This window comes from Roseibium sp. FZY0029 (assembly GCF_036350355.1).
Classification (GTDB): Bacteria; Pseudomonadota; Alphaproteobacteria; order Rhizobiales; family Stappiaceae; genus Roseibium.
Genome location: NZ_JAZDVZ010000004.1, coordinates 520,121 through 545,624, shown reverse-complemented (window position 1 = coordinate 545,624; position 25,504 = coordinate 520,121). Strand labels below are relative to the sequence as shown.

At 59.5% G+C, this 25,504-nt stretch carries 25 protein-coding genes; 13 read left to right on the top strand and 12 right to left on the bottom strand.

All coding sequences use genetic code 11. The annotated features are described in order from the left end of the window. Positions 1 to 214 precede the first annotated feature (214 nt). Complete coding sequence (locus V1T76_RS14200) at positions 215 to 466, top strand: hypothetical protein (protein ID WP_330561300.1); 252 nt, start codon at positions 215 to 217, stop codon at positions 464 to 466. 12 nt (positions 467 to 478) lie between these two features. On the opposite strand, the gene V1T76_RS14195 is transcribed toward V1T76_RS14200, so the two are convergent. The 4 genes from V1T76_RS14195 to V1T76_RS14180 form a co-directional block, all read right to left on the bottom strand. Then, complete coding sequence (locus V1T76_RS14195; protein WP_006940166.1) at positions 479 to 649, bottom strand: DUF1127 domain-containing protein; 171 nt, start codon at positions 647 to 649, stop codon at positions 479 to 481. Between the two features lie 359 nt (positions 650 to 1,008). Then, entirely contained in the window at positions 1,009 to 2,214 is a 1,206-nt protein-coding gene (gene trpB, locus V1T76_RS14190) for a tryptophan synthase subunit beta (RefSeq protein WP_330561452.1), read from the bottom strand. A gap of 32 nt (positions 2,215 to 2,246) precedes the next feature. Continuing rightward, positions 2,247 to 2,903 carry a phosphoribosylanthranilate isomerase gene (locus V1T76_RS14185; RefSeq protein ID WP_330561298.1) on the bottom strand — a complete coding sequence of 219 codons (657 nt, stop codon included), beginning with the start codon at positions 2,901 to 2,903 and terminating at the stop codon, positions 2,247 to 2,249. 308 nt (positions 2,904 to 3,211) lie between these two features. Further along, complete coding sequence (locus V1T76_RS14180; protein ID WP_330561297.1) at positions 3,212 to 5,494, bottom strand: NADP-dependent malic enzyme; 2,283 nt, start codon at positions 5,492 to 5,494, stop codon at positions 3,212 to 3,214. Between the two features lie 134 nt (positions 5,495 to 5,628). On the opposite strand from V1T76_RS14180, the gene mutS reads away from it, so the two are divergent. Both mutS and V1T76_RS14170 read left to right on the top strand, forming a co-directional pair. Then, positions 5,629 to 8,355 carry a DNA mismatch repair protein MutS gene (gene mutS, locus V1T76_RS14175; protein ID WP_330561296.1) on the top strand — a complete coding sequence of 909 codons (2,727 nt, stop codon included), beginning with the start codon at positions 5,629 to 5,631 and terminating at the stop codon, positions 8,353 to 8,355. Positions 8,356 to 8,563: 208 nt separating this feature from the next. Next, entirely contained in the window at positions 8,564 to 9,751 is a 1,188-nt protein-coding gene (locus tag V1T76_RS14170; RefSeq protein WP_330561295.1) for an MFS transporter, read from the top strand. On the opposite strand, the gene V1T76_RS14165 is transcribed toward V1T76_RS14170, so the two are convergent. Beyond that, positions 9,748 to 10,269, bottom strand: coding sequence for a DUF2244 domain-containing protein (locus V1T76_RS14165; RefSeq protein ID WP_330561294.1), 522 nt, complete (start codon positions 10,267 to 10,269; stop codon positions 9,748 to 9,750). The genes V1T76_RS14170 and V1T76_RS14165 overlap by 4 nt on opposite strands. A gap of 22 nt (positions 10,270 to 10,291) precedes the next feature. On the opposite strand from V1T76_RS14165, the gene nth reads away from it, so the two are divergent. Together nth and V1T76_RS14155 are read left to right on the top strand one after the other, a co-directional pair. Then, positions 10,292 to 11,107: an endonuclease III gene (gene nth / locus V1T76_RS14160; RefSeq protein WP_330561293.1), complete on the top strand. Its 816-nt coding sequence runs from the start codon at positions 10,292 to 10,294 to the stop codon at positions 11,105 to 11,107. Further along, positions 11,104 to 11,652 (top strand): GNAT family N-acetyltransferase, encoded by a 549-nt coding sequence (locus V1T76_RS14155; protein WP_330561292.1) that lies wholly within the window; start codon positions 11,104 to 11,106, stop codon positions 11,650 to 11,652. Before nth ends, V1T76_RS14155 begins: the two co-directional genes overlap by 4 nt. Positions 11,653 to 11,674: 22 nt before the next feature. Here V1T76_RS14155 and irrA read toward each other — a convergent pair whose 3' ends face one another. Further along, on the bottom strand, positions 11,675 to 12,109 hold the full coding sequence (gene irrA / locus V1T76_RS14150; RefSeq protein WP_330561291.1) for an iron response transcriptional regulator IrrA: 435 nt from the start codon (positions 12,107 to 12,109) through the stop codon (positions 11,675 to 11,677). Between the two features lie 455 nt (positions 12,110 to 12,564). Between irrA and fabA the strand changes: the two genes are divergently transcribed. The 3 genes from fabA (at position 12,565) to fabI (ending at position 15,257) form a co-directional block, all read left to right on the top strand. After that, positions 12,565 to 13,071, top strand: a complete 507-nt coding sequence (gene fabA / locus V1T76_RS14145; protein WP_006940144.1) for a 3-hydroxyacyl-[acyl-carrier-protein] dehydratase FabA — start codon at positions 12,565 to 12,567, stop codon at positions 13,069 to 13,071. 139 nt (positions 13,072 to 13,210) lie between these two features. Next, on the top strand, positions 13,211 to 14,434 hold the full coding sequence (gene fabB / locus V1T76_RS14140; RefSeq protein WP_330561290.1) for a beta-ketoacyl-ACP synthase I: 1,224 nt from the start codon (positions 13,211 to 13,213) through the stop codon (positions 14,432 to 14,434). 10 nt (positions 14,435 to 14,444) lie between these two features. Beyond that, positions 14,445 to 15,257 carry an enoyl-ACP reductase FabI gene (gene fabI, locus V1T76_RS14135; RefSeq protein ID WP_330561289.1) on the top strand — a complete coding sequence of 271 codons (813 nt, stop codon included), beginning with the start codon at positions 14,445 to 14,447 and terminating at the stop codon, positions 15,255 to 15,257. Between the two features lie 132 nt (positions 15,258 to 15,389). Here fabI and V1T76_RS14130 read toward each other — a convergent pair whose 3' ends face one another. Beyond that, positions 15,390 to 15,887: an SH3 domain-containing protein gene (locus V1T76_RS14130; protein WP_330561451.1), complete on the bottom strand. Its 498-nt coding sequence runs from the start codon at positions 15,885 to 15,887 to the stop codon at positions 15,390 to 15,392. 288 nt (positions 15,888 to 16,175) lie between these two features. Between V1T76_RS14130 and V1T76_RS14125 the strand changes: the two genes are divergently transcribed. Together V1T76_RS14125 and V1T76_RS14120 are read left to right on the top strand one after the other, a co-directional pair. Then, positions 16,176 to 17,162 (top strand): 2-hydroxyacid dehydrogenase, encoded by a 987-nt coding sequence (locus tag V1T76_RS14125; RefSeq protein WP_330561287.1) that lies wholly within the window; start codon positions 16,176 to 16,178, stop codon positions 17,160 to 17,162. 21 nt (positions 17,163 to 17,183) lie between these two features. After that, the gene (locus V1T76_RS14120) at positions 17,184 to 18,077 is read left to right on the top strand and encodes an aminoglycoside phosphotransferase family protein (protein ID WP_330561286.1); all 894 of its coding nucleotides are present in this window, start codon (positions 17,184 to 17,186) and stop codon (positions 18,075 to 18,077) included. 36 nt (positions 18,078 to 18,113) lie between these two features. Here the strand turns inward: V1T76_RS14120 and dnaQ are convergent, their stop codons facing one another. From dnaQ to V1T76_RS14095, 5 genes are all read right to left on the bottom strand, one after another. Continuing rightward, positions 18,114 to 18,827: a DNA polymerase III subunit epsilon gene (gene dnaQ / locus V1T76_RS14115; RefSeq protein ID WP_330561285.1), complete on the bottom strand. Its 714-nt coding sequence runs from the start codon at positions 18,825 to 18,827 to the stop codon at positions 18,114 to 18,116. Between the two features lie 228 nt (positions 18,828 to 19,055). Then, entirely contained in the window at positions 19,056 to 19,643 is a 588-nt protein-coding gene (gene coaE / locus V1T76_RS14110; RefSeq protein ID WP_330561284.1) for a dephospho-CoA kinase, read from the bottom strand. Continuing rightward, positions 19,640 to 20,488, bottom strand: a complete 849-nt coding sequence (locus tag V1T76_RS14105) for a shikimate dehydrogenase (protein ID WP_330561283.1) — start codon at positions 20,486 to 20,488, stop codon at positions 19,640 to 19,642. Before V1T76_RS14105 ends, coaE begins: the two co-directional genes overlap by 4 nt. Further along, positions 20,485 to 21,084 (bottom strand): Maf-like protein, encoded by a 600-nt coding sequence (locus V1T76_RS14100; protein ID WP_330561282.1) that lies wholly within the window; start codon positions 21,082 to 21,084, stop codon positions 20,485 to 20,487. Before V1T76_RS14100 ends, V1T76_RS14105 begins: the two co-directional genes overlap by 4 nt. 11 nt (positions 21,085 to 21,095) lie before the next feature. Then, a complete protein-coding gene (locus V1T76_RS14095; protein WP_330561281.1) occupies positions 21,096 to 21,956 on the bottom strand; it encodes a pyruvate, water dikinase regulatory protein in 861 nt (286 codons plus the stop codon). Positions 21,957 to 22,380: 424 nt separating this feature from the next. On the opposite strand from V1T76_RS14095, the gene hemE reads away from it, so the two are divergent. The 3 genes from hemE to rho all read left to right on the top strand — a co-directional run bounded on the left by hemE (position 22,381) and on the right by rho (position 25,408). Further along, positions 22,381 to 23,409 carry a uroporphyrinogen decarboxylase gene (hemE, locus tag V1T76_RS14090; protein WP_330561280.1) on the top strand — a complete coding sequence of 343 codons (1,029 nt, stop codon included), beginning with the start codon at positions 22,381 to 22,383 and terminating at the stop codon, positions 23,407 to 23,409. Positions 23,410 to 23,413: 4 nt separating this feature from the next. Further along, positions 23,414 to 23,842, top strand: coding sequence for a protoporphyrinogen oxidase HemJ (gene hemJ, locus V1T76_RS14085; protein WP_330561279.1), 429 nt, complete (start codon positions 23,414 to 23,416; stop codon positions 23,840 to 23,842). 300 nt (positions 23,843 to 24,142) lie between these two features. Then, positions 24,143 to 25,408 (top strand): transcription termination factor Rho, encoded by a 1,266-nt coding sequence (gene rho / locus V1T76_RS14080; RefSeq protein ID WP_330561278.1) that lies wholly within the window; start codon positions 24,143 to 24,145, stop codon positions 25,406 to 25,408. Positions 25,409 to 25,504: the final 96 nt, after the last annotated feature.

Genomic DNA, 25,504 nt, shown 5'->3' with positions numbered 1-25,504 from the left:
AAACCAAAAAAGATTGATGTCGCGACAGGGAATCGCAATCGGGCCGCAGATTATGATTTTTTTGCAGTGCAGCAAGCGGCTGGAGCGCAGGTCAGACCCGCGCTGTGCGCATGGCTGATACGCCAAATGTGCACAAATTGCGCCTAGAAATATGCACTCCGTGCACTTATCCTAGAGGGAACAACTGAGCCACCAAACAAAAAAGGAGCTGAAAATGGCCCATTCCCTGTTCGAACCCGTTCCCCAGCCTTTCACCGAAAAGCTCTGGCGCCGGATGAAGGATCTTCATCTGGGTTTTGCCCAGCGCAGGGACGTTGCCGAAATGTCTTACGGCCAGACAGACCCGGCGCTGGCGCAGCAGGCGACCGCTCTGGACGCCCGGGGCCGGCAGCAACTGCTGGAAGCGATGCTGACGGCAAAACCCATAACGGTGCAGCCGCGCGCAGCTTTCAAGCGCAGCGCCTGACCGAGCAACGCCTTAACGACGTTTGAAATGACGGGCGAAAGCGCGACTGGTGATTTCGCTGCGCTCCAGGCCGAGATCGGCAAGCTGGGCGTCGCTCAGGTGGTTCATGCGTGTGATTTCGCCGGCAACTCTGCGGGAGGCGCGAAAATCGCGGACGAAGCCGGTCAGAAGATCGAAGGCCATGTCAGGTTTCCTCAAGTGGCCGGCAAGAGCGCCAGCCCTGTTTCATTCGCGGTTGATTTAGTCTTTCCCGGTGGATTCACAACGTACAAGTTTGCATTGCAGCATTTCCAAACTGGCGGGGCTGGTTAATGCGGTCTTCACCAATGATGGCCACGCCGGGCGAACGAGGTGAAACCTGAGGCCCACTAGGGTCCGCTCTTTTCCAAAGCGGGCAAAAATCGACGCAAAGCGGCGAGGCGACCAGACCCCGGATCTGCGCTGACGCTTGTCCGGGGTGAGGCACTGGAAACGCGGGCCAAACAAAAAAACCGCGCACCCTGCGGCACGCGGTTTTCCAAAAGCCGGTTAGTCGCTGGCTGTTACATTTCGAAGCCCAGCATCTGACCAACGGCAAACACGTCCTTGTCGCCCCGGCCGCACAGGTTCATGACAATGATCTGGTCCTTGTCCATCTGCGGGGCCAGCTTCACGACGTGGGCCAGCGCGTGGGCCGGTTCCAGCGCCGGGATGATGCCTTCAACGCGCGTCAGCATCTGGAAAGCTTCCAGCGCTTCGTCATCCATCACCGGAACATAGTCGACGCGGCCAATTTCCTTCAGCCAGGAATGCTCCGGCCCGATGCCCGGATAATCAAGACCGGCGGAAATGGAATGCCCTTCCAAGATCTGGCCGTCATCGTCCTGCAGCAGGTAGGTCCGGTTGCCGTGCAGCACGCCGGGCTTGCCGGCGGTCAAAGATGCGCAGTGTTCTTCCCCTTGAAGGCCTCGGCCACCTGCCTCTACACCGTAAATCTTGACGTCCTTGTCGTCGAGGAACGGGTGGAACAGGCCGATGGCGTTGGACCCGCCACCGACAGCGGCCACCAGCGCATCCGGCAGACGGCCTTCGGCTTCCATCATCTGTTCACGCAGTTCCTTGCCGATCACCGACTGGAAGTCGCGCACCATTTCCGGATAGGGATGCGGACCTGCGGCGGTGCCGATCAGGTAGTAGGTGTCCTCGACATTGGTCACCCAGTCGCGCAGCGCCTCGTTCATGGCGTCCTTCAGCGTGCCCGCTCCTGCGGTCACCGGAACGATTTCGGCGCCCAGAAGCTTCATGCGAAAGACATTCGGCTTTTGCCGTTCCACGTCCGTCTTGCCCATGTAAACAACGCAGGGCAGGCCGAAGCGGGCGCAGACGGTCGCGGTTGCAACACCATGCTGGCCGGCGCCGGTCTCGGCGATGATACGGGTCTTGCCCATGCGCTTGGCCAGCAGGATCTGACCGACGCAATTGTTGATCTTGTGCGAACCGGTGTGGTTCAGCTCGTCGCGCTTGAAATAGATCTTGGCACCGCCGAGTTCCTTCGTCAGCCGCTCGGCGAAATAGAGCGGCGACGGCCGGCCGGTGTAGTGCTTGTTCAGCGTCTCGATCTCGGCCTTGAAAGCCGGGTCGTTCTTGGCGTCCTTGTAGTGCTGTTCCAGGTCCAGGATCAGCGGCATCAGCGTTTCGGCAACATAGCGGCCGCCGAAAATACCGAAATGCCCGCGATCGTCCGGACCGGTCCGGATGCTGTTTGCCATGTCGTTCACGCGTTTACTCCTTCACCCGGGTTTCAGCCGGGAACCTTGACGCCCTTGGCCGCTGCCAAGAATGCGCGAATGAGATCACTGTCCTTGACGCCCTTTTCCCGCTCGACGCCGGAGGAAACATCCACCTCGCTGACGCCGCTCAAACGGATCGCTTCGGCGACGTTGTCCGGGTCAAGCCCTCCGGAAAGCATGAAGGGCTTCTTCAGGTCAAGGTCTTTCAAGATCGTCCAGTCGTAGGACACACCATTGCCGCCCGGCAGGTCTGAGCCCGCCGGCGGCTTGGCATCGAACAACAGACGGTCGGCGACAACAGCATAATAATGCGCCTGTTCCAGATCCGTCCGGTCGGATATCGAAAGTGCCTTCATGACCTTGGTGCCCTGCATCACCTTGGCGGCCGCCAGGGCTTCCGGCTTTTCCTCGCCATGAAACTGGAACGTGTCGGGCTTCACCAGCTCGTTGATGCGCGACAGGCCGTCGAGATCCATATTGACGGTCACCGCCACGATCTCCGCCCGGCCACGCGCCATATCGGCCAGACGGCAGGCCTGGCTCAGCGACACATGACGCGGGCTCTTCGGGAAGAACATCAACCCGACCATATCCGCACCGGCATCCAGCGCCGCCGCCATGGTGTCCTCGGTCGAAAGACCGCAGATTTTGACTTTAATATCCGACATGGTTTCGAGGTATCGCCGTTGGGGCAGGGTTTGTCAAAAAAGATTGCGTGTTCGGACCCGAAAAGGCGCAACACTTCTTTATCGCCATCCCCGGGGTAACGAGTTGCAAGCTGGGGACGATGAGGTACCGAATTTTGGTTTCCATGCCAGTTGCGGCAACGCTTTGGGCTCCCCGCCCCCGGATCTCAGCTGCGCTGCGTCCGGGATGACAACGATAGGTCTGGTAAAACCTTTCAGTCGTCATTCCGGACAAGAAAAGCGCGACCCGGGATCGGGGAGCCCCTAATCCAACCAAGTAACAAACTACCTCACGTCACATTGAACGCCGCGATGGCGGCCATGTTGACGATGTCGCTGTCCTTGGCGCCGAGCGGCACGATCTGGATCGACTTGTCGAAGCCGACGAGCAGCGGGCCGATGACCGTGGCGCCGCCCAGTTCCTGCAGCATCTTGGTGGAAATCGAGGCGGAGTGGAAAGCCGGCATGACCAGAACGTTGGCCGGACCCGACAGGCGGCAGAACGGGTAGGCTGCCATGCGGTCCATGTTGAGTGCGATGTCCGCGGCCATTTCGCCGTCATATTCGAAGTCGACCCGGCGGCGTTCGAGGATCTTGACCGCCTCGATGACCTTTTCGGAGCGTTCTCCCTTCGGGTGGCCGAAGGTGGAATAGGCCAGCATGGCAACGCGCGGCTCATAGCCGAACTTGCGCGCGACATGCGCCGCTTCCTCGGCGATATCCGCCAGTTCTTCCGATGTCGGCATGTCGATTACCGCCGTATCGGCGATCAGAACGGTGCGGCCGCGGGCCAGTGCCAGCGACACGCCGATGACCCGGTGACCGGGTTTCGGATCGATGGTGGCCTTCACGGTATCGAGGGCGACGGAATAGTTCCGCGTGAGACCCGTGACCATGGCATCGGCATCACCGCGCGCGACCATGATCGCGCCCCAGTAGTTGCGGTCGTTGTTGACCATGCGCTGGCAGTCGCGCAGCAGGTAACCCCGGCGCTGCAGGCGGCCGTAGAGATACTGCGCATAATCGCTGTTGCGGTTGGACAGCCTCGCGTTCTGGATGGAAATGCCCGGCCGGTCGATATCGATCCCGGCCCGTTCGGCCATGGATTTAATCTCGTCCTCGCGGCCGATCAGGATGGCTTCGCCGAGACCCTGGGACACGAAGCTCGTCGCAGCGCGGATGACCGGTTCTTCCTCACCTTCGGCAAAGACAACCCGCTTGGGCTGTTGGCGCACCTTGGAAAAGATCCGCTGCAAGGTGCCAGCGACGGGGTCGCGGCGGGCGGAGAGCTGGTGCTTGTAGGCCTCCATGTCGACAATCGGCTTGCGGGCGACGCCGGAATCCATTGCCGCCTGAGCGACCGCGGGCGGGATGGTGTGGATCAGGCGCGGATCGAAGGGCACCGGAATGATGTATTCCGGGCCGAACTTCGGCCGGTTGCCGCGATAGGCGGCGGCGACCTCATCCGGCACTTCCTCCCGCGCCAGTTCCGCAAGCGCGTGCGCGCAGGCAACCTTCATGGCGTCGTTGATGGTGGTCGCCTGAACGTCGAGCGCGCCGCGGAAGATATAGGGAAAGCCGAGCACGTTGTTAACCTGGTTCGGATAGTCCGAACGTCCGGTTGCGACAATTGCGTCGTCGCGCACCTCGGCGGCCTCTTCCGGCGTGATCTCCGGATCCGGGTTGGCCATGGCGAAAATGATCGGGTTCGGAGCCATCACCCGCAGCATGTCTGGCGTCAGCGCGCCTTTGGCCGACACGCCGAAAAAGACATCGGCGCCCTTGAGGGCGTCATAGAGCGTGCGGGCCTTGGTTTCGACCGCATGGGCGGACTTCCACTGGTTCATGCCCTCTTCGCGGCCCTTGTAGATGACACCCTTGGTGTCGCACAGGGTGACGTTCTCGTTGGGAATGCCCATGGCTTTCACGAGTTCGATGCAGGCAATGCCTGCCGCGCCCGCGCCATTGCAGACAACCTTGGTGTCCTTCATGTCGCGACCGGTCAGGTGAAGGGCGTTGATCAGGCCCGCCGCCGCAATGATTGCCGTGCCGTGCTGGTCGTCGTGAAAGACCGGAATGTTCATCAGTTCGCGCAGGCGCTGCTCGATGATGAAGCAGTCCGGTGCCTTGATGTCCTCCAGGTTGATCCCGCCGAAGGACGGACCGAGATAGCGGACGGCATTGATGAATTCTTCGACCTCTTCGGTATCGACTTCCAGATCGATGGAATCGACATCGGCGAAGCGCTTGAACAGGACGGACTTGCCTTCCATCACCGGTTTGGAGGCAAGCGCGCCCAGATTGCCGAGACCCAGGATGGCCGTACCGTTGGAAATCACCGCAACCATGTTGCCCTTGGTGGTGTAATCGTAGGCGCGGCTCGGGTCTTCCGCGATCGACCGCACCGGCACCGCCACACCGGGCGAATAGGCCAGCGACAGGTCGCGCTGGGTCGCCATCGGTTTGGTCGGCGCAATTTCCAGCTTCCCGGGGCGGCCTTCCTGGTGGAATTGCAGCGCTTCCTGGTCGGTGAAGCTGACATTGGTCTTGGTCGATTTCTTGTCGGCGGACATGGTCTGGACGTTTCCTCTTGCGCGCTCTCTTTACGGGGCGGGAGCATGACCTTATCCCCTGGAAAATGAAGCCTCAAGCCAAGATGGAATAGGCCCTTGGTGGAATGGTCCGCACAGTTTGCTAGGTATCAGGCATGAGTGGACAGAGCGCGCAAGAAATCACCCCGGCGGACAGCAAGGTCACGCCAATGATGGCCCAGTTCCTGGAGATCAAGGCTGCCAATCCCGACAGCCTTCTGTTCTACCGGATGGGCGATTTCTACGAACTGTTTTTCGAGGACGCGGAAGTTGCCTCCGCCGCGCTCGGCATCACGCTGACCAAACGCGGCAAACACCAGGGTGCCGACATTCCGATGTGCGGCGTGCCTGTGCATGCAGCCGACGACTATCTGAACAAGCTGATCGCCAAGGGTCACCGGGTGTCCGTCTGCGAACAGACGGAAGATCCGGCCGAAGCCAAGAAGCGCGGCTCCAAATCCGTTGTCCGGCGCGATGTCGTGCGTCTCGTCACTCCGGGAACGCTGACGGAAGAACGCCTGCTGGATGCCGGTTCCAACAACTACCTGATGGCGCTGACCCGCTTGAAGGGCGGCTCGCTGGACGGCAGCGCGGTCTATGGTCTTGCCTGGATCGACATGTCCACCGGCTCCTTTCAGGTGTCGGAAACCGATCACCAGCGCCTTGCCGCAGACCTTGCCCAGGTTTCCCCGCGCGAACTGATCCTGTCGGACAATCTGCTGCAGGAAAGCGAATTGCGCCTGACCGCCGAACAGGCGGGCGGTGCGCTGTCGCCGGTGCCGCGTGCCTTTTTCGACAGTTCCACCGCCGCCGACCGGCTTGCACACTACTTCGGCGTGAAGACCCTCGACGGTTTCGGCACCTTCAGCCGGGCGGAGCTTTCTGCCGCTGCCGGCATTCTTGCCTATGTGGAAAAGACCCAGCTTGGCGAACGCCCGCCGCTGGATCCGCCCGTGCGTGAGGCCGGGGCCGGGCGCATGCTGATCGATCCGGCAACCCGGGCCAATCTGGAACTCTCGCGCACCCTTTCGGGCGAAAAGCAGGGTTCGCTGCTGGCAACAATAGACCGGACAGTCACCGGCGGCGGCTCGCGCCTGCTCGCCAGCCGTCTGGCCGGACCGCTGGTCAATGTCGATGCCATCCAGCACAGGCTCGACGGTGTTGGCTTTTTCCTTGAAAACGAAATCATGCGCGAAGGCCTGCGCCAGACGCTGAAAGGCGCTCCGGACATGGCCCGGGCCCTGTCGCGGATCGCGCTCAACCGCGGCGGACCGCGCGATATCCTGTCGGTTGCCCAGGGCCTTGAGGCAGCGCGGGCCGTCCTGGATCAGACCAGCGCGACGGCGGGAGCAATCCCGGTGGAAATCGCGGCTGCCCGTGCCAGTCTGGAGCAGGCCCCGCACGAGCTCGGCAATGAACTGACCCGCGCGCTGAAGGACGAACCGCCGCTTCTGAAACGCGACGGCGGCTTTATCGCCACCGGCTACAACGCCAATCTGGACGAATTGCGGTCCCTGCGCGACGAGAGCCGCAAGGTGATCGCGAAACTCCAGGCCGATTATTCGGAAGAGCTCGGCCTGCGTTCCCTGAAGATCAAGCACAACAACGTGCTCGGCTGGTTCATCGAAGCGCCCTCCGCGCAAACGGAAAAGTTGACCGCCGATCCCGGCCGGTTCATCCACCGCCAGACAATGGCCGGCGCCATGCGCTTCACCACCACGGAGCTGGCGGATCTGGAGTCGAAGATCGCCAGCGCCGGCGAACGCTCGCTTGCCATCGAACTGGAGATCTTCGAACGACTGGCGAAGGCGATCATCGACGCGGGTGAGGCGATCAAGGCGGCCGCTCACGGGCTCAGCATTCTGGATGTTTCGGCAGCGCTCGCCAAACTCGCCCAGGAAGAGAACTATGTCCGGCCCGTAGTCGACGACAGCCGCGCCTTCGACATCAAGGGCGGGCGTCATCCAGTGGTCGAAAAGGCGCTGAAGAAGTCCGGTGGCGACAGCTTCGTGGCCAATGATGCCAATCTCGGCCCGGAAGACGGCGAAGATATCGGCCACATCTGGCTGATCACCGGTCCGAACATGGCCGGTAAATCGACCTTCCTGCGCCAGAATGCCCTGATTGCCGTGCTGGCCCAGATGGGAGGCTACGTGCCGGCAGCGGCCGCGCATATCGGTGTTGTCGACAGACTGTTCTCCCGCGTTGGCGCGGCAGACGATCTTGCGCGCGGCCGGTCCACCTTCATGGTGGAAATGGTCGAAACCGCTGCAATTCTCAATCAGGCCGGTGACAGATCTCTTGTGATCCTGGACGAGATCGGCCGCGGAACGGCGACGTTCGACGGGCTGTCGATCGCCTGGGCGACCATCGAACACCTTCACGAGGTCAACAGATCGCGTGCCCTGTTTGCGACCCACTATCACGAGCTGACCGCCCTTTCGGGCAAGCTGGAGCGGCTTTCCAATGCCACCGTCTCGGTGAAGGAATGGAAGGGTGACGTCATCTTCCTGCACGAGATCGTGCCCGGCGCTGCCGACCGCTCCTACGGCATCCAGGTGGCCAAGCTGGCCGGTTTGCCGGTCTCGGTCGTCGAACGCTCCAAACAGGTGCTCAGCCAACTGGAAGAGCAGGATCGCCGTTCACCGGCGGAAAGCCTGATCGATGAGCTGCCGCTGTTCGCCAGCCTGACGGCACCGGCGCCCAGCGCGCATGCCGGGTTTTCGGAACCTGATCCCATCGCCGTGGCGCTGGAGGAGATCAATCCGGATGACATGACCCCGCGCGAGGCGCTGGAGGCGCTTTACCGGCTGAAGACGCTGCGGGTGACGCCGGAGGACTAGCCGCCGGTGCATCTGTCTGGTCCGACTTTGACGCGAGGCTTCTCGGCGTAAGACCCAGCGCGTGGCGCTCCTCCGGGCAAGTGCCCCGCGCTGCCTCGAAAGCCCGCCCGGTTGTTCCAGGCTGCCTGTTTGGAAAAAAACCGGTGACGTACCGGCACAACCCAGTTAGGTTGTATCTCCTGCCCGTTTCACTTCTTCGGCGATTGCCATGCTGTCCCTCCTGCAACTGCCTCGACAGGCATTGCTGATCCTGCTGCTTCAGTTCACCAACAGCCTCGGCGTTTCGGCGCTGGTGCCGCTGATGAGCTTTTTCATTGTCGAAGGGCTGGGCGCAGAACCCTGGCAGGTAGGGCTTTATTCCGGTCTGGTGATGCCGCTGACGCTTGCCGTCAACCGGTGGGCCGGCGAGCGTCTGGACAACCGCTTCCGGGTCAAGAGCCTGCTGGTTATTTCCGTTGTTGCCTACATCACGCTTGCCGCGCTGCTGACCCAGGTCAGCAGCCTGTTGATGCTGGTCATCCTGATCGCGCCCCTGATGAGCCTTTCCAACATGGGCTCCGGCATTGTCTTCACCTTTGGCCGTCTCTATGCCGAACAGCAGGGCATGGATGTCGCCAGGGTCAATTCCTGGTTGCGCATGGTGGTTTCACTGGCCTGGATGATAGGGCCGGCTGTGTCTTTTTCAGTCGTTGCAGCCTTCGGCTTTGCCACCGCGTTCCTCGGCGCTTTCGCCATCGGCATCGTCTACCTGATGCTCTGGTATGTTGTCGTTCCCGCCGATTTCAGGTCTTCGCGAGAGCGCTCAAAAACGAACGGCAAGGTTCCGATCAACTGGGGGCTCCAGATCGCCGGGATGACGTGTCTCGGTTTTGTCATCACCAATTCGCTGTTCGTCTCGGCTATGCCGCTGTTCTTCGTCCAGGAAACACACCTGCCCGGCGCGACGCCCGGCCTGGCGCTTTCGGTAAAATGCCTTTTGGAGGTGTTTGTCATCTTCGGCTCGGTCCGCCTTGCCGAACGCATCGGCACCCGGCAGGTGCTGATGCTGGCTGCCTGTCTTGCGGCCATCAGCATGGTGCTGTTTGCCCAGGTAACGGCGCTCTGGCAGGTGCTGGCCGTTGCCGTTCTGGAAGGGACTTACTACGGCCTGTTTGCCGGTGTCGCGATCAGCTTCGTGCAGAGCTTTGCGCCAGACCGGCCGGGCCGGGCGACGGCGGTTTACATGAACAGCCTTTTCCTGGGTGGCATGATCGGCAGCATTTCGATGGGTTTCATTGCCAGCGCGACCAGTTTTCAGACCGTGCTTTACACCGCGGCACTTTCGGCAACCGCAGCTCTGGCCGTCCTGATTTCGACCTTTAAAGTTCAACCCAAACCGATTGAGGAAGGAGCCTAGACACCGCCTGCCTTGGCGACGGATAGGGCGTTTGCAATTGCTCCGGCAAAACTCGTTCTGTCATCAGGATTCAGGAAATTGCCGAGATCGACTTTTTCGCCCCGGCTCTGGAGGGTCACCTTGACGACCCCTTCATCCTCGATCCGGTCCACGGTGAGACGGACCCAGAACGGATTGAACCGATACTCCTGGTATTTCTTGCCCGGCCCAACCTTTCGAATCGCGATCTCGTGCCGGGAGACGACCACTTCCTCGAACGTTCGCGCGGAGTGGTAGTTCATCTGGAAGGCAAACCAGAGCAGGGCGATATCTAGGCCAAAGAACCCGAAGACCGGCCAGGCGCCGATCCTCAGAAACAGAATACCGGCGATAAAACTGACCGCGCCGAAGAAACACATGAGGATCAGGAACCCGTTTGGCCCCAAAGACCGGTGGGGGGTCAGGACGGCAGAGAAGAACGGCCGGTCCTGTTCCGGCAATTCGCCTTCCCGTTCGGGTTTCGGATTGTTCTCGCTCATGAGGAATGATTATAGAGAGAAGATGACGCAAGCAAAGAGCCCTTCCAAGACGGCGGCACAAGGGCGGCCCGCATCCTCCAGAAAGACCCGGAAAAAGGCACCCTCCGTGGACAATCCCGGCAAGGTGCTGAAACGGCCCCGCTATACCAAAGCGGAAACCTTTGCGATCTTCCAACGGTTTCACGCCGACAATCCGGAGCCGAAGGGCGAGCTGGACTATGTCAACGCGTTCACACTTCTGGTTGCGGTGGTGCTGTCGGCCCAGGCAACCGACGTCGGTGTGAACCGGGCGACGAAGCATCTGTTCCAGATTGCCGACACGCCGGAAAAGATGGTTGCCCTCGGCGAAGACCTGGTGCGGGAGGAAATCAAGACGATCGGCCTTTACAAGAACAAGGCCAAGAACGTCATTCTGCTATCCGAAAAGCTGATCCGCGATCATGGCGGCGAGGTGCCCGAAGATCGCGAAGCCCTGGAAGCGCTGCCGGGCGTTGGCCGGAAGACCGCGAATGTGGTTCTGAATATCTTCTTCGGTCATCCGACGATTGCCGTCGATACGCACCTGTTCCGCCTAGGCAACCGAATTGGCATTGCCCCCGGCAAGACCCCTCTCGACGTGGAAAAAGCCATGGAGAAGGTCGTGCCGGTGGAATTTGCGCTGCATGCACACCACTGGCTCATTTTGCACGGCCGGTACATCTGCAAGGCGCGAAAACCCGAGTGCCGGCGCTGCGTGATTTACGATCTGTGCCGGAGCCCCGAAAAGGAACATTTTGATGCGGTGCCGGATATTGCCCTGCGCACCAAAGCCATGATTGAAAAGGAAATAATTGCGTGAGTTTTCCGCTTGGACCATTTCCGGTAAGCGAGAGGCTTCGCTTCCGCTTGCCATCCAGCAACGATGCCGCTTTTTATCACCAGCTCATGAACGAGCCGGATTACATTCGTTTTATCGCCGACCACGATATCCAGACCGAGGAAGACGCGGCCAATTACATCAAGAACAAGACACTGGCGCGCTTTGCCGCCCATGGTGTCGGGCTTTGGATCGTCGATCTGAAGCCTTCCCTCATCCCGGTAGGCGTGTGCGGACTGGTGGTGCGCAAGGAACTGAAATACCCCGACCTTGGCTTTGCGTTTCTGGAAGAATACCGCGGCAAGGGGTTCGGCCATGAGGCCGGGCAGAGCGTTCTGGATTTCGTCACCAAGGAATTGAAGCTGCGCACCCTGTGCGCGATCACCCATCCGGAAAACATCCGTTCAGCCAACCTGCTCAAGAAGTTGGGCTTCGTGCCGGTCGGCCAGCGTCTTCTGGAGGAGATCGGGACGACCTCCGACTATTACGAATGGAAGTTGCGCTATGTGGAAAGCGGGCTGGCCTGAGGGCCAGAGCCGCCATTTGCGATCAGCGTTTCTCTCGCACCCGCACGACAACGTCGACACGGACGATTTCCATGCCTTCGGGCGCTTTCGGCAAAGTGCCGATGCCCACGCCTTCGCCCGGAATGTCGATCACCCGGTTTTCGCCTTCGATGAAGAAGTGATGGTGGTCGGACACGTTGGTGTCGAAATAGGTCTTGTTGCCGTCGATCGCGACTTCGCGCAGCAAACCGGCTTCCGTGAACTGATGCAGCGTGTTGTAAACCGTTGCGAGAGATACGGGCACATCTGCATCGACCGCTTCTTCATGAAGCAGTTCGGCAGAGATGTGGCGATCGCCCCGGGAATACAGAATTTCCGCGAGCGAGACACGCTGCCGCGTCGGCCTAAGCCCCGCGGACCGCAGCATATCGGTCACATTCTTCTTGTCGCCGGTTTCATGCACCACAAGTGTTGTCATTCCGATCCGATCCAGGTCCAGGGTCGCTTCTTGAAACGGCGTTCTTATAAGGTGCGCGGACGTCGCGCCGGGCCGTTTTCACTAACTTTGGCCTATTATCTGCCATTTCTTGTACCCAAGATGCAAGTTTTAAACGTCATGAGCAACCGCAGGGCAGCCAGAGAAACGATCAGCGGCACAGCCGTGCGGGGCTTCCAGGTGCAACCGGCGTGCATTTCACGGGCTAGCGGACGCACGATCCAAACGGCAACAGACCGGCAACCCGGCACCGGGTGCGCAGAATGCGACGAATACGCACAATACTTGGCGAAACGCCCGTAAAAACCGGGCAACTTCGCGCAAGTGACATCTTTCGGTCATTGTTCCCCTGTGTTAGGAAGGCGCCTCAAACGAACCGAAAACAAACCGAACCTGCCTTGGGTTTACCCGGGCAAGAGACAAAACACGGATTCCGAATGACCGATCGCCGCTCCAGCTACGATTACGAAGCACTTCTCGCCTGCGGCCGCGGCGAGCTGTTTGGCCCGGGCAATGCCCAACTGCCTCTTCCCCCGATGCTGATGTTCGACCGGATCACGGAACTTTCCGAAACCGGCGGCGAATTCGACAAGGGGTTCGCCCGCGCCGAATTCGACATCAAGCCGGACCTGTGGTTCTTCCCGTGTCACTTCCAAGGAAACCCGGTCATGCCGGGCTGCCTTGGTCTCGACGCCCTGTGGCAGCTCACCGGTTTCTTCCTCGGCTGGCTCGGCCTTGAAGGCAAGGGCATGGCCCTGTCGACCGGCGAAGTGAAATTCAAAGGCATGGTCACCCCGGATGTGAAGCTGGTCGAATATGGTGTCGACTTCAAGCGGATCATGAAGGGCCGTCTGGTGCTTGGCATCGCGGACGGCTGGCTGAAAGCAGACGGCGAACAGATCTACAAGGCGACCGATTTGCGCGTCGGCCTGGCAAAGACCTGACACCCGTTCGCAGGATCAATTCATGGCACCGGCGCTTCTTTTTCATTGGGAGCGCCGGTTTGCATATTATGTATGTGCGTGCAGGCTCTCGACACACCCCCTGAGAGCTGCTGTGCAGTCAAGATAATAGGAGACCGCAATGAGACGCGTTGTCGTCACCGGCATGGGTATCGTGTCGTCCATCGGAGCAAACACCGAAGAAGTGCTGTCCAGCCTTCGAGAAGGCAAGTCCGGCATCAGCTTCGCTCCGGATTACGCGGAACACGGCTTCAGAAGCCAGGTACACGGCATGCCGAATGTCGATATCGCTTCGCTCATCGACAAGCGCCAGCTGCGCTTCATGGGCGACGGTGCCGCCTATAACTACATTGCCATGCAGCAGGCCATTGCCGACAGTGGTCTGGAAGAAACCGATGTTTCCAACCCGCGTACCGGCCTGATCATGGGTTCCGGCGGGCCGTCCACCAAGAATCTGTTCCAGGCACACCAGATCGTGCTGGAAAAAGGCTCGCCCAAGCGCATGGGCCCGTTCATGGTGACCCGCGGCATGAGCTCCACCAACTCTGCCTGCCTGGCGACGCCGTTCAAGATCAAGGGCATCAACTATTCGATCACGTCGGCCTGCTCGACCTCCGCACATTGCATCGGTGCGGCCACCGAACAGATCCAGTTCGGCAAGCAGGACGTGATGTTTGCCGGTGGCGGCGAGGAACTCGACTGGACCCTGTCCTGCCTGTTCGACGCCATGGGCGCCATGTCCTCCAAATACAACGACACGCCCCAGACCGCATCGCGGGCTTACGACTCGACCCGCGACGGCTTCGTGATCGCAGGCGGCGGCGGTGTGGTGGTTCTGGAAGAACTCGAACACGCCAAGGCGCGCGGCGCGAAGATCTATGCCGAAGTCACCGGCTACGCAGCCAATTCCGACGGCTACGACATGGTGGCACCTTCCGGTGAAGGTGGCGAGCGCTGCATGCGCCTTGCCATTTCTACCCTGGGCGACCGCAAGGTCGACTACATCAACACCCACGGCACCTCTACGCCGGTTGGCGATATCGGCGAAATCGAAGCGATCCGCCGCGTCTTTGGCGAAAACCAGCCGCCGGCCTCTTCGACCAAGTCGCTCACCGGCCACAGCCTGGGCGCGACCGGCGTTCAGGAAGCCATCTACTGCCTGTTGATGCTGCAGAACGACTTCATGACCGCATCTGCCAACATCACCGAACTGGATCCGGCCTTGAAGCCGGGCGAGATCGTGACCGAACGGGTGGACAATGCCGGCCTCGACACGGTGCTGTCCAACAGCTTCGGCTTCGGCGGCACCAACGCGTCGCTCGCGCTGTCGCGCTACCACGGCTGAGGAGTTTCGAATGTCTGATCTGATGAAGGGCAAACGCGGCCTGATCATGGGCGTTGCGAACGACCATTCCATTGCCTGGGGCATTGCCAAGACGCTCGCCGATCACGGTGCCGAACTTGCCTTCACCTATCAGGGCGAGGCCTTTGGCCGCCGGACCAAACCGCTGGCGGATTCGGTCGGTTCCAAGATCCTGGTGCCGTGCGACGTGGAAGACGTAGCCTCGGTCGACAGCGTGTTCGACACGCTGAAGGAAGAGTGGGGCAGCATCGACTTTCTGGTGCATGCCATCGCCTTTTCCGACAAGTCGGAACTGCGCGGCAAATATGCCGACACCACGCGGGAGAACTTCTCCCGCACCATGCTGATCTCCTGCTTCTCCTTTACCGAGATTGCCAAGCGGGCGGCCGCGCTGATGACCAACGGTGGCTCCATGGTAACGCTGACCTATGGCGGCTCCACCAAGGTGATGCCGAACTACAACGTCATGGGCGTTGCCAAGGCTGCTCTGGAATCCTCCGTCCGTTATCTGGCTGTGGATTACGGCGAGCAGAACATCCGCGTGAACGCGATTTCTGCAGGTCCGGTCCGGACGCTGGCAGGATCCGGCGTTTCCGACGCCCGCCTGATGTTCAACTTCCAGAAGCGCAATTCTCCGCTCTGCCGGACCGTCTCGCTGGACGAAATCGGCGGCACCGGTCTGTATCTGCTGTCGGACCTGTCCGGCGGCGTCACCGGTGAAGTGCATTTTGTCGACAGCGGCTACAACATAATGTCGATGCCTCGCCTGGAAGAGCTGAAGGTTCAGGAAGTGAAGGCCGACTGAGGCCTGTCCAACAATCCAAACATGCAAAAGGCGGCCGGATGGCCGCCTTTTTTGTTCTAGAATTTCCGTTCCGTTTTCCTCATCCTGAGGAGGGGTCGGGAAACCGAGGCAATCGAGGGAGGGGGCGGGAAATCAATCCCCGATCAGCTCATCCGGGTAGACGCCGAAAAGCCGGGTCTGGTCGAGCCAGCCGTCGTAGTTTTCACCGCTCACCCGGCACCAGCCGCCTGCACATTCGGAAATAGTGGTCAGCACGAAGGGGTCCAGTTCGGCAACGATGTCAGCGTCGGAGCGGGAGCGGGCCCGCAGGGGCGTGCGGTCGCTTTTTTCCCAAGGGGTGACGAGGGCCGTGCGACGGCTGGACAGCAGCGAGCGGAACACCCAGCCCTGCTTGCCTTCCCAGTCGCGAATGCGGCGCCAGTTCTCGAATTCGCCGACGATTTCCACCGGCAGACCGGATTGCACGAAGGTCCAGGCGATATCATGTTCGCGTGACGGACCGATGCGCACATTGACCCGATCGGATTTCAGACTGACAAATCTTGGAACGGGAAGTCCGCTTGCGCCGGTGGTGGTGCCCTGGGCCTGCGGCGTGGCCGAAGTTGCGAGCAGACCGCACAGCAAGGTCATTACACTGAGTAGAAGCCGGGTAGCCTGGAACGAGCGAGCCATATTGTCCGGTTGTCCAATTGTCATTGATCTTTGATTTGAGGCAAATCTCTACCGAAAAATTTGCGCGAAAACCAGCTTGGTCGTTTTGGCCGGTTGGCGATCCGCGCCGATTGAAAGCCATCCCTTGTTTCTGCCGGACCATCTGGTAAGGAAAAGGGGTGGTCTCATCCGCTCGCGCAACGCGCAGCGTCAAAGTGGTACCGTTGAGGTTAACAAGTCCTCAACGAAGCGCGAAAGGCAATTGGTATGGCGAAAAAGAAGCCTGTCGTTGTGGTGACCCGGAAGCTTCCGGACGTGGTCGAAACGCGGATGCGCGAGCTTTTCGAGACGCGTCTCAATGATAATGACAGGCCCTTCAGCCAGGCGGAACTGGTGGAAGCGGTGCGCACTGCCGACGTTCTGGTGCCGACCGTGACCGACCGGATCGACTCATCCGTCCTGTCGCAGGCAGGTGAGAACCTGAAGCTGATCGCCAACTTCGGCAATGGCGTCGACAATATCGATGTCGTCAGTGCCAACAACCGGGGAATCAACGTCACCAACACGCCGGGCGTGCTGACGGAAGACACCGCCGACATGACCATGGCGCTGATCCTGGCGGTGCCGCGTCGACTTGCCACAGGCATCAAGGCGCTGGAAGCCGGTGACTGGGCCGGCTGGTCGCCAACCTGGATGCTGGGCCACCGGATCTGGGGAAAACGCCTGGGTATCATCGGCATGGGCCGCATTGGCCAGGCCGTCGCGCGCCGGGCCAAGGCCTTCGGCATGTCGATCCACTATCACAACCGCCGCCGCGTTGCCGAAAGCGTCGAGGAAGAGCTGGAGGCGACCTATTGGGACAGCCTCGACCAGATGCTGGCGCGCATGGATGTGGTTTCCATTCACTGCCCGCACACTCCTGGAACGTTCCACCTTCTGTCCGCCCGCCGACTGAAGCTTCTGAAAAAGGACGCTTATGTGGTCAACACCGCCCGCGGCGAGGTGATCGACGAAAATGCCCTGATCCGCATGCTGGAAAGCGGCGAGCTGGCCGGTGCCGGTCTGGATGTTTTCGAGCATGAACCTGCGGTCAATCCGAAGCTGGCCAAGCTGGAAAACGTTCTGTTGCTTCCGCACATGGGCTCGGCAACGATCGAAGGCCGTATCGAGATGGGCGAGAAGGTCATCATCAATATCAAGACCTTCATGGATGGACACCGTCCGCCGGATCGTGTGCTGCCGTCGATGCTTTGACCCGATTTCGGGTCTGAGGGCTTGGCTGATCGTTTCATTGGCGGCGCCATACCGGTGCCGGCCAGCCTTGACTGGCTGAAGGGGAGCGAAGCCGGGCGGTCCTGGCTCGAAAAACTCCCGGCCCTTTTTGAAACAGCTTGCGACCAATTCGGGCTGACGGAGATCGGTCATCCGTTTTCAGGCGGCAATGTGTCTCTGGTTGTTCCGGTGAAACGCGGCGCCGAGGATGTTGTCCTCAAGCTGCAATATCCCGATCCTGAATGCCGCCATGAAGCCGAGGCGCTCCGTCGCTGGAACGGGAGAGGCGCTGTCCGGCTGTTGAACCACGCGCCGGACCTAGATGCGCTTCTGCTGGAACGCTGCTGGCCGGGACGATTTCTGGCCGACGACACAAGGTCGGACAGATTGGGCATTCTGGCAGATCTTCTGCGCCTCCTGACGATCCCTGCCGGTGAGCCGTTTACCCGCCTGGCAGACGAAGCCGCACGCTGGCGGAACGCCCTCGACCACGACTGGATGGCCGCCGGAAAGCCTTGCGACAGGTCTCTCGTTGACGCGGCGCTTGCAGCCTTGCAAGACCTGAGCGACAGCGACGGGGCGAAGGACGTTCTGCTGCACCAGGATCTGCACGGCCACAATATTCTGTCCGCTGGAGACGACGCCTGGCTTGCCATCGATCCCAAGCCACTCGTTGGCGATCCTGCCTTTGCGCTAAGCCCGATCGTCAGAAGCTTTGAATTCGGCCATTCGAAAACCGAAGCGCGTTATCGCCTGGACCGATTGTCGGAAGAACTGGAGCTTGATCGCGAACGAGCCAGACTTTGGACCATCGGCCAGACCATGGCCTGGGCATTCAGCAGCAGTTATGCCGAACGCCACTTTGATACGGTACGCTGGTTGCTGGTGAAAGATTGAGCGTTCAAATCCAGGTCAGGGTGGCTCTGCAGAGCTTCAGCCGTTGTATTTCGACCAGATTGCGCTGTCACCCATGCCTTCGATGAAGGCCTTGTGGGCTTCCAGCTCGCTTTCCTGCAACAGGCGCTGCAGCGGAGTCGGGCGCTTGCGGGCATTGAAAGTGCCAAGTTCGCCGGGCTCGAAACTGGCGCTTGCCGAAGAGCTCTCTTCTTCGTCCGTTATCAGGCCAAGGGCCGTCTGGCGGCCACCGATCAGTTCCAGATAGACTTCGGCGAGAATTTCCGCATCGAGAAGAGCGCCGTGTTTGATACGCTTGGAATTGTCGATGCCATAACGCGAGCACAGCGCATCCAGCGAGTTCGGTCCGGACGGGTGCTTACGGCGGGCAAGATCCAGCGTGTCGAGCACCTGACTGTTCGGGATCGTGCGCCGTCCGGCCCGCTCCAGCTCCATGTTGATGAAGCCCATGTCGAAGGCTGCGTTGTGGATCACCAGCGTGGCATCGCCGACGAATTCCAGAAACTCATCCGCAACGTGCTCGAACAGAGGCTTGTCGGACAGAAACTCCGCCGACAGGCCATGAACCCGGAAAGCCTCTTCCGGCATGTCGCGCAGCGGGTTGATGTAGACGTGATAGGATTTTCCCGTCGCGATGTGGTTGATCAGCTCCACACCACCGATTTCCACCAACCGGTCGCCCCCGCGCGGGTTCAGCCCTGTTGTTTCCGTATCGAACGAGATCTCGCGCATGTTTCCGCCTTTGGTCTTCCGGATTCACTGTGCAGCTTGCAGGGTGAGTGGCAAGGTTTGCGCGCGGTTTTCCCCGGTGTTCTGGGAGTTTTTCTGTTCCGGAGCTCCGTTGGTCCGGGCTTATGACCTTCTGGCATCTGATGCCAATGCCCCAGCGCCTGTTCCGTCCAACACCTCATCCTGAGGAGGAACTTAAAAACCTTCGGTGCAAAAGGGATCAGAGAGGCTTCACCCTGCGGCGGCCAATGCCTTCAGAATTGCCCGGACCTGGCGTTTTGCCGGCCCCAGGCCCTTGCCCGTGTCGACCAGAAAATGTGCGCGGCGGCGTTTTTCGGCGTCTGGCATCTGCTTGGCGAGGATCGCCTCGAACCGGTCTTCGGTCATGCCGGGCCGGGCGAGGACACGGTCTCGCTGGATGTCGGCATCCGCCGTGACAACGACAACGGCATCGACACGGGCTTCGCCGCCGGTCTCGAACAGCAACGGGATATCCAGCATGACGATACGCCGGTGGTCTGCCCGAGCGCGTTGCAGAAAGAGTTGCTCTTCCTCACGCACCAGGGGGTGAACTATGGCTTCGAGTTTTTTCATGGCGTCAGGCTTGCCGAGCACATGCGGGGAAAGCAGCGTCCGGTCGACCTTGCCGTCCGTCACCGTGCCGGGAAAGGCAGCCTCGATCAGCGGGGCGGCGCGGCCCGAATAGAGCGCGTGGACCGTGGCGTCGGCGTCGTGGACGAGAACACCTTCGGCAGCAAACATTTTCGCTGTCGTTGATTTGCCCATGCCGATGGAACCGGTGAGACCGATGCGGATCACGCGGTGACTCCGAGATCTTCAAGAAGGAGAGTGCGAAGCGTGTCATCCACTTCCGGACGGACACCGAACCAGCGCTCGAAAGCCGGGACGGCCTGGTGCAGCAACATGCCGAGACCATCCACAGTCTGGTTGCCCCGTTGTTTTGCCCTGCGCAAGAGATCCGTCTCCAGCGGTGCATAGACCGCATCGGTGACGAGAGCGCTTTTCGGCAACGGTGCCAGATCGATGTCCAGCGGCGCTTTTCCGGTCATGCCGAGAGAGGTGGTGTTGACCAGCAGTTCTGCTTGTTCAAGCACTGTCCCCAGCTTATCCCACCCATGGGCAATCGTTCCGGAACCAAACATATCGGTAATGGCTTTCGCCTTTTCGAACGTCCGGTTGACGATATGCACTGTTGTGAATTTGCGGGAAAGCAATGCCCACACCACGGCGCGCGCAGCCCCGCCTGCGCCCAGGACCACGGCAGATTCACGTGAAACGTCCCAGCCGGGCGCGAGCTGATCGAGATTGCCGAGAAAACCGAGCCCATCCGTGTTGGCCCCGCACAGGCGGCCGTTTTCATCCAGCCAGATCGTGTTGGCGGCGCCCATGGATTTTGCTGCATCGTCCAGCCAGCCGCAGGCTGCCGCCGCAACCTCCTTATTGGGAACGGTGACATTGGCGCCTGAAAGACCGGAGGCGGCGAAATTCCGATAGAAGTCCGCGGCGGTTTCCGGCGGAACATCGACACGGCCGTATTCCCCTTCGATGCCGTGTTTCTTCAGCCAATAGCCATGGACGAGAGGAGAGCGGGAATGCGTGACGGGATGACCGGTGATGGCCGCCTTTTTCACAGACCCGCTCATGTTTCGATCACCTTCAGCTGGCGCAGTTCCGCCAGAAGCGGCAGAAGCGGCAGGCCCAGAATGGTGAAATAGTCGCCGTCAATCTTCTCAAAAAGCTGCACGCCGAGATTTTCCAGCTGGTAAGCGCCAACGCTGGAGAGCACTTCCTGACCGGCCGAAGCCAGATAATGGCCAATGAAGGCGGGGCTGAGGTCGCGCATGGTCAGGCGGGCCGTGGAGACGTGGCGCCAGATTGCATTTCCGTTCTGCGACAGCACAACAGCGGAATGCAATTCGTGGGTCTTGCCGGAAAAAGCTAGCAATTGCCGGCGGGCAGCTTCCATATCGTCCGGTTTGGTGCGCCGTTCGCCCTCGAACGCCAGGATCTGGTCCGCGCCGATGACAAGATCGCCCGAGCGGCGTTCACTGACATCATTCGCCTTGGCTTCCGCAAGCACGCTTGCCAGATCTTCCGGGGGAAACCCGGTTTCCAGGAGCGGCGCTTCCACTGCGCGCTCGTCGACGTCGGCCGGATCGATCTCGAAGTCGAGCCCTGCATTTTTCAGAAGGTCAGCGCGGATTCTGCTTCCGCTTGCCAAGACAAGTGCCATTTCCATCCCTTTGCTTGTTATACGGCGCGCCCGGTTTCCGGTGCGCCTTCCTGCCCTGATTTATAGTCCTTGAAAAGGGTCAGGATTTCCGCGGCCGTTTCCTCCACGGAGCGGCGCGTGACATCGATCAGCGGCCACTCGTTTTCGGTGCAGAGCCTGCGGGTCATGTTGATTTCCTGAGAGATTTCCTTCCGGTCGACATAGGTATCGTTATAGCCTTCCGAATTCAGCGACAGCACCCGGTTGCGGCGGATCTGCTGGATGCGTTCGGCGGAGGCGATCAGTCCGACAATCATCGGCTGCTTCAGTTTCTTCACATGCTCCGGCAGGGGAATGCCCGGCACCAGAGGCACGTTTGCGGCCTTGATACCCCGGTTGGCGAGATAGATGCAGGTCGGTGTCTTGGACGTTCGGGAAATTCCGATCAGCACGATATCGGCGGATTCCAGATCGTCCCAGACCTGACCATCGTCATGCAGCATGGTGTAGTTAAGGGCTTCCATGCGCCGGAAATATTCCGCATCCAGTTCATGCTGTCCGCCGACCCGGCGGGTCTGCGTGACATTCAGATAGGATTGGAAAACAGCAAAGACCGGGTCCAGGATATTGATGAAGGGCACGCCCAGTTCGCGGCACTTCAGTTCCAGCCGGCCGGCGATCTCAACATCAACCAGGGTATAAAGCACGATGCCGGGCGCTTTCTCGATTTCCGAAATGACCCGATCGAGCTGTTTTTGTGAACGCACAAGCGGATAGACATGCTCGATTTCCTGCACATTCTCATACTGAACCGTTGCCGCACGGGCGACAGTCATCAGCGTTTCGCCGGTGGAGTCGGACACGAGATGGAGGTGGAAGTAGTGTCTCGACTTGTTCACGTTGTCATCCCCAGGGCTGTTGATGATTTGGGTAAGATGTCTGTCACCTCGTGCCTAGCACGAAGTTTATGCCCGCTCAGCCGAATTTATTAACAATGCTTAAACGAGCGGAAACTGATGCCGAAACGGTTGTGCATGGATGTGGATTCACAAAGGCGCTGTGACATATCGACAGATTGTCCACTGCCGTCCAAATTCTTAACGAAACGTAAACAAGCCGACAAGTGATTGTAATTCAATTCGTAATCCTGTTATCGACTCCTGGGGAGGAATTCTGCTTAACAAGTTGCGGATTTTTTCCCGTTCAGAAAATCGGGCTGATGGATTGTGGATAGAAAATGATCCCGGTAATCCACGCTTAAATAGAAAAAACAGATTCAAAATAAGAATCTTTATTGGTTTGAAATGTGGGAAAGGCCACCTCATGAAATCCCAAGACAGGTCCGTGATGCGGGTACTCTCCGGTGAGAAGCTCTGGCCGCCTCCCGTCTGGATGATGCGTCAGGCCGGGCGCTATCTTCCCGAATATCGCGAAGTGCGTTCAAAGGCGGCGAACTTCCTTGAGTTCTGCTATTCGCCGGACCTGGCAACAGAAGTCACTCTCCAGCCGATCCGCCGGTATGGTTTTGATGCAAGCATTCTGTTCTCCGACATTTTCGTCGTACCTGACGCGATTGGCTATCCGGTTCGTTTTGAAGAAGGACGTGGTCCGGTTCTGGAACCTCTGTCTTCCGATCTCGTAGATCGTCTGGAACAGGAGCGAGCCGAGGATCATCTCAAACCGGTCATAGAAACGGTTTCCCGACTGCGGGCGGAGCTGCCACAGGAAACGACCCTCTTGGGCTTCTGCGGCGCTCCCTGGACCGTTGCCTGCTATTCCGTTGCCGGTCACACCACGCAGGATCAGATTGCCGCCCGTGTGGGAGCCTATCGCGATCCCGATCTGATGCAGCGGTTCATCGATCAGCTCGTCACAGCTTCGGTCCGCTATCTCATTCGCCAGCTCGAAGCAGGAGCGGACGCGGTCCAGATTTTCGACACCTGGGCCGGCGTTCTGGATGAAGCCGGGTTCAAACGCTGGTCGATCGAACCGACTCGCCGGATTGTGGACGGTGTCCGCGCTGTGCGGCCGGATGCGAAGATCATCGGTTTTCCGAAAGCCTCTTCAGCACGGATGATGGCCTTTGTGGAAGGAACGGGCGTGGATGCGGTCGGCTTCGACTGGACAGCTCCGGATCAGGTGGCGCTTGAAGTTCAGAAAAAGGTTCCGATCCAGGGCAATCTCGACCCGATGCGGCTTGTGGCCGGTGGCAAGGCGCTGGAAGAGGGCGTTGCCCATATTCTGAACACCTTCGACAAGGGGCCGCTGGTGTTCAACCTCGGCCATGGCGTGACCCCGGATGCGGATCCGGACAACGTTGCCCGCATGGTCGAGCTGGTCAGAAAGGGATAAGCGCGTGGATCTCTTTCTCTGGATCAAGGCTCTGCACGTCATTTCGATCATCGCCTGGATGGCCGGCATGCTCTATCTGCCGCGGCTGTTCGTCTATCACGCAGCCACGGAAATCGGGTCGGAGCAGTCCGAGACCTTCAAGGTCATGGAACGGCGGTTGCTCAAGGCGATCATCAATCCGGCTATGATCGCGTCTTGGGTGTTCGGTCTCTGGCTGGCCTGGGAACTTCGGGCCTGGCAGGACGGTTGGTTCCACGCGAAATTCCTGTTTGTGCTGATCATGTCCGGCGTTCACGGTCATCTCAGCAGCTGTGTGAAGAAATTCGCGAGGGACGAGAACAAAAAGTCGCAGCGTTATTACCGGATACTGAACGAAGTTCCGACTGTGCTGATGATCGGAATCGTTATCTTTGTGATCGTCAAACCGTTTTAAGCGGCATAAAAGAAGCAGCGACGATGGCCGCGAACCCGCGGCTGTCATTTTTAATCTTCCGAATTCTAGATGCGGCCTAAAAAACTGGCAGATTTCCGGGCTTGCGCTTTATTCCAAATCAACGTATCTTTCGCCCATCTTCATACGGCGCAGTGTTCGTTTTCAATCGCTCCGCGGTCGCCGTACAATCTGGACACGTCTAAAAGTCTCTCAGATCTCTTCTGGCCGACCCATCCATCCGGCGCAGAACGACCTTTCCAAACCTAAATCCATAACAACACAAAAAAAGACCCCTACTCGATGCGGGAAATGAAACTCAAAGACCTAAAAGAAAAAACACCGACAGAGCTGCTCCAGACTGCTGAGGAGCTTGAAGTCGAAAACGCCAGCACCATGCGCAAGCAGGAGCTGATGTTCGCAATCCTGAAGAACCTAGCTGCTCAGGATGTGGAGATTATCGGCGAAGGCGTCGTTGAAGTCCTTCAGGACGGCTTCGGCTTTCTCCGCTCTCCGGATGCGAACTATCTGCCGGGCCCGGACGATATCTACGTCTCGCCCTCGCAGATCCGCCGCTTTTCGCTGCGGACAGGGGACACCGTTGAAGGCCAGATCCGCAGCCCGAAAGAGGGCGAACGGTATTTTGCCCTCCTCAAGGTCAACACAATCAATTTCGAGGATCCGGACAAGGCCCGGCACAAGGTTCACTTCGACAACCTGACGCCGCTTTATCCGGATGAACGCTTCCGGATGGAGATCGAAGATCCGACCATCAAGGATCTTTCCTCCCGGGTTATCGATCTGGTGGCCCCTCTCGGCAAAGGCCAGCGCGCTCTGATCACCGCGCCGCCGCGCACCGGTAAAACGGTGTTTCTGCAAAACATCGCAAAATCCATCACCACCAATCATCCGGAATGTTATCTGATCGTTCTCTTGATCGATGAGCGTCCGGAAGAAGTGACCGACATGCAGCGGACTGTCGACGGCGAAGTGGTTTCTTCCACGTTTGACGAACCGGCCGCCCGCCACGTCCAGGTTGCCGAAATGGTGATCGAGAAGGCCAAGCGCCTGACCGAACATGGCCGCGACGTCGTCATCCTGCTGGACTCCATCACGCGTCTGGGACGTGCGTACAACACCGTCGTGCCGTCTTCAGGCAAGGTGCTGACCGGTGGTGTGGACGCTAACGCCTTGCAGCGTCCGAAGCGCTTCTTCGGTGCTGCCCGTAACATTGAAGAGGGCGGTTCGCTGACTATCATCGCAACCGCTCTGATCGATACCGGCAGCCGCATGGACGAAGTCATCTTCGAAGAGTTCAAGGGTACGGGTAACTCCGAAATTATCCTGGACCGGAAGATTTCCGACAAGCGCGTTTACCCGGCGATCGACATTCAGCGTTCTGGTACCCGTAAGGAAGAGCTTCTGGTTCCGGCCGAACGTCTCAAGAAGACGTTCGTCCTGCGCCGTATCCTCAACCCGATGGGCACGGTCGATGCGATCGAGTTCCTGCTCGACAAGCTCAAGCAGACCAAGTCCAACGACGACTTCTTCGACAGCATGAACACTTGATCCCAAACGGATCGGGTTCTATTCAAAGGCGCGGCCCGCAAGGGTTCGCGCCTTTACTTTTTGTTAAGATTTGAACGTCCCACCGCTGTGTTTCAC

Excerpts from the sequence above, each read along its gene's own strand:
- V1T76_RS14200 (WP_330561300.1), top strand. The coding sequence starts at position 215 with ATGGCCCATTCCCTGTTCGAACCCGTTCCCCAGCCTTTCACCGAAAAG.
- V1T76_RS14195 (WP_006940166.1), bottom strand. The coding sequence starts at position 649 with ATGGCCTTCGATCTTCTGACCGGCTTCGTCCGCGATTTTCGCGCCTCC.
- trpB (WP_330561452.1), bottom strand. The coding sequence starts at position 2,214 with ATGGCAAACAGCATCCGGACCGGTCCGGACGATCGCGGGCATTTCGGT.
- V1T76_RS14185 (WP_330561298.1), bottom strand. The coding sequence starts at position 2,903 with ATGTCGGATATTAAAGTCAAAATCTGCGGTCTTTCGACCGAGGACACC.
- V1T76_RS14180 (WP_330561297.1), bottom strand. The coding sequence starts at position 5,494 with ATGTCCGCCGACAAGAAATCGACCAAGACCAATGTCAGCTTCACCGAC.
- mutS (WP_330561296.1), top strand. The coding sequence starts at position 5,629 with ATGAGTGGACAGAGCGCGCAAGAAATCACCCCGGCGGACAGCAAGGTC.
- V1T76_RS14170 (WP_330561295.1), top strand. The coding sequence starts at position 8,564 with ATGCTGTCCCTCCTGCAACTGCCTCGACAGGCATTGCTGATCCTGCTG.
- V1T76_RS14165 (WP_330561294.1), bottom strand. The coding sequence starts at position 10,269 with ATGAGCGAGAACAATCCGAAACCCGAACGGGAAGGCGAATTGCCGGAA.
- nth (WP_330561293.1), top strand. The coding sequence starts at position 10,292 with ATGACGCAAGCAAAGAGCCCTTCCAAGACGGCGGCACAAGGGCGGCCC.
- irrA (WP_330561291.1), bottom strand. The coding sequence starts at position 12,109 with ATGACAACACTTGTGGTGCATGAAACCGGCGACAAGAAGAATGTGACC.
- fabA (WP_006940144.1), top strand. The coding sequence starts at position 12,565 with ATGACCGATCGCCGCTCCAGCTACGATTACGAAGCACTTCTCGCCTGC.
- fabB (WP_330561290.1), top strand. The coding sequence starts at position 13,211 with ATGAGACGCGTTGTCGTCACCGGCATGGGTATCGTGTCGTCCATCGGA.
- fabI (WP_330561289.1), top strand. The coding sequence starts at position 14,445 with ATGTCTGATCTGATGAAGGGCAAACGCGGCCTGATCATGGGCGTTGCG.
- V1T76_RS14130 (WP_330561451.1), bottom strand. The coding sequence starts at position 15,887 with ATGACCTTGCTGTGCGGTCTGCTCGCAACTTCGGCCACGCCGCAGGCC.
- V1T76_RS14125 (WP_330561287.1), top strand. The coding sequence starts at position 16,176 with ATGGCGAAAAAGAAGCCTGTCGTTGTGGTGACCCGGAAGCTTCCGGAC.
- dnaQ (WP_330561285.1), bottom strand. The coding sequence starts at position 18,827 with ATGCGCGAGATCTCGTTCGATACGGAAACAACAGGGCTGAACCCGCGC.
- V1T76_RS14105 (WP_330561283.1), bottom strand. The coding sequence starts at position 20,488 with ATGAGCGGGTCTGTGAAAAAGGCGGCCATCACCGGTCATCCCGTCACG.
- V1T76_RS14100 (WP_330561282.1), bottom strand. The coding sequence starts at position 21,084 with ATGGAAATGGCACTTGTCTTGGCAAGCGGAAGCAGAATCCGCGCTGAC.
- hemE (WP_330561280.1), top strand. The coding sequence starts at position 22,381 with ATGAAATCCCAAGACAGGTCCGTGATGCGGGTACTCTCCGGTGAGAAG.
- rho (WP_330561278.1), top strand. The coding sequence starts at position 24,143 with ATGCGGGAAATGAAACTCAAAGACCTAAAAGAAAAAACACCGACAGAG.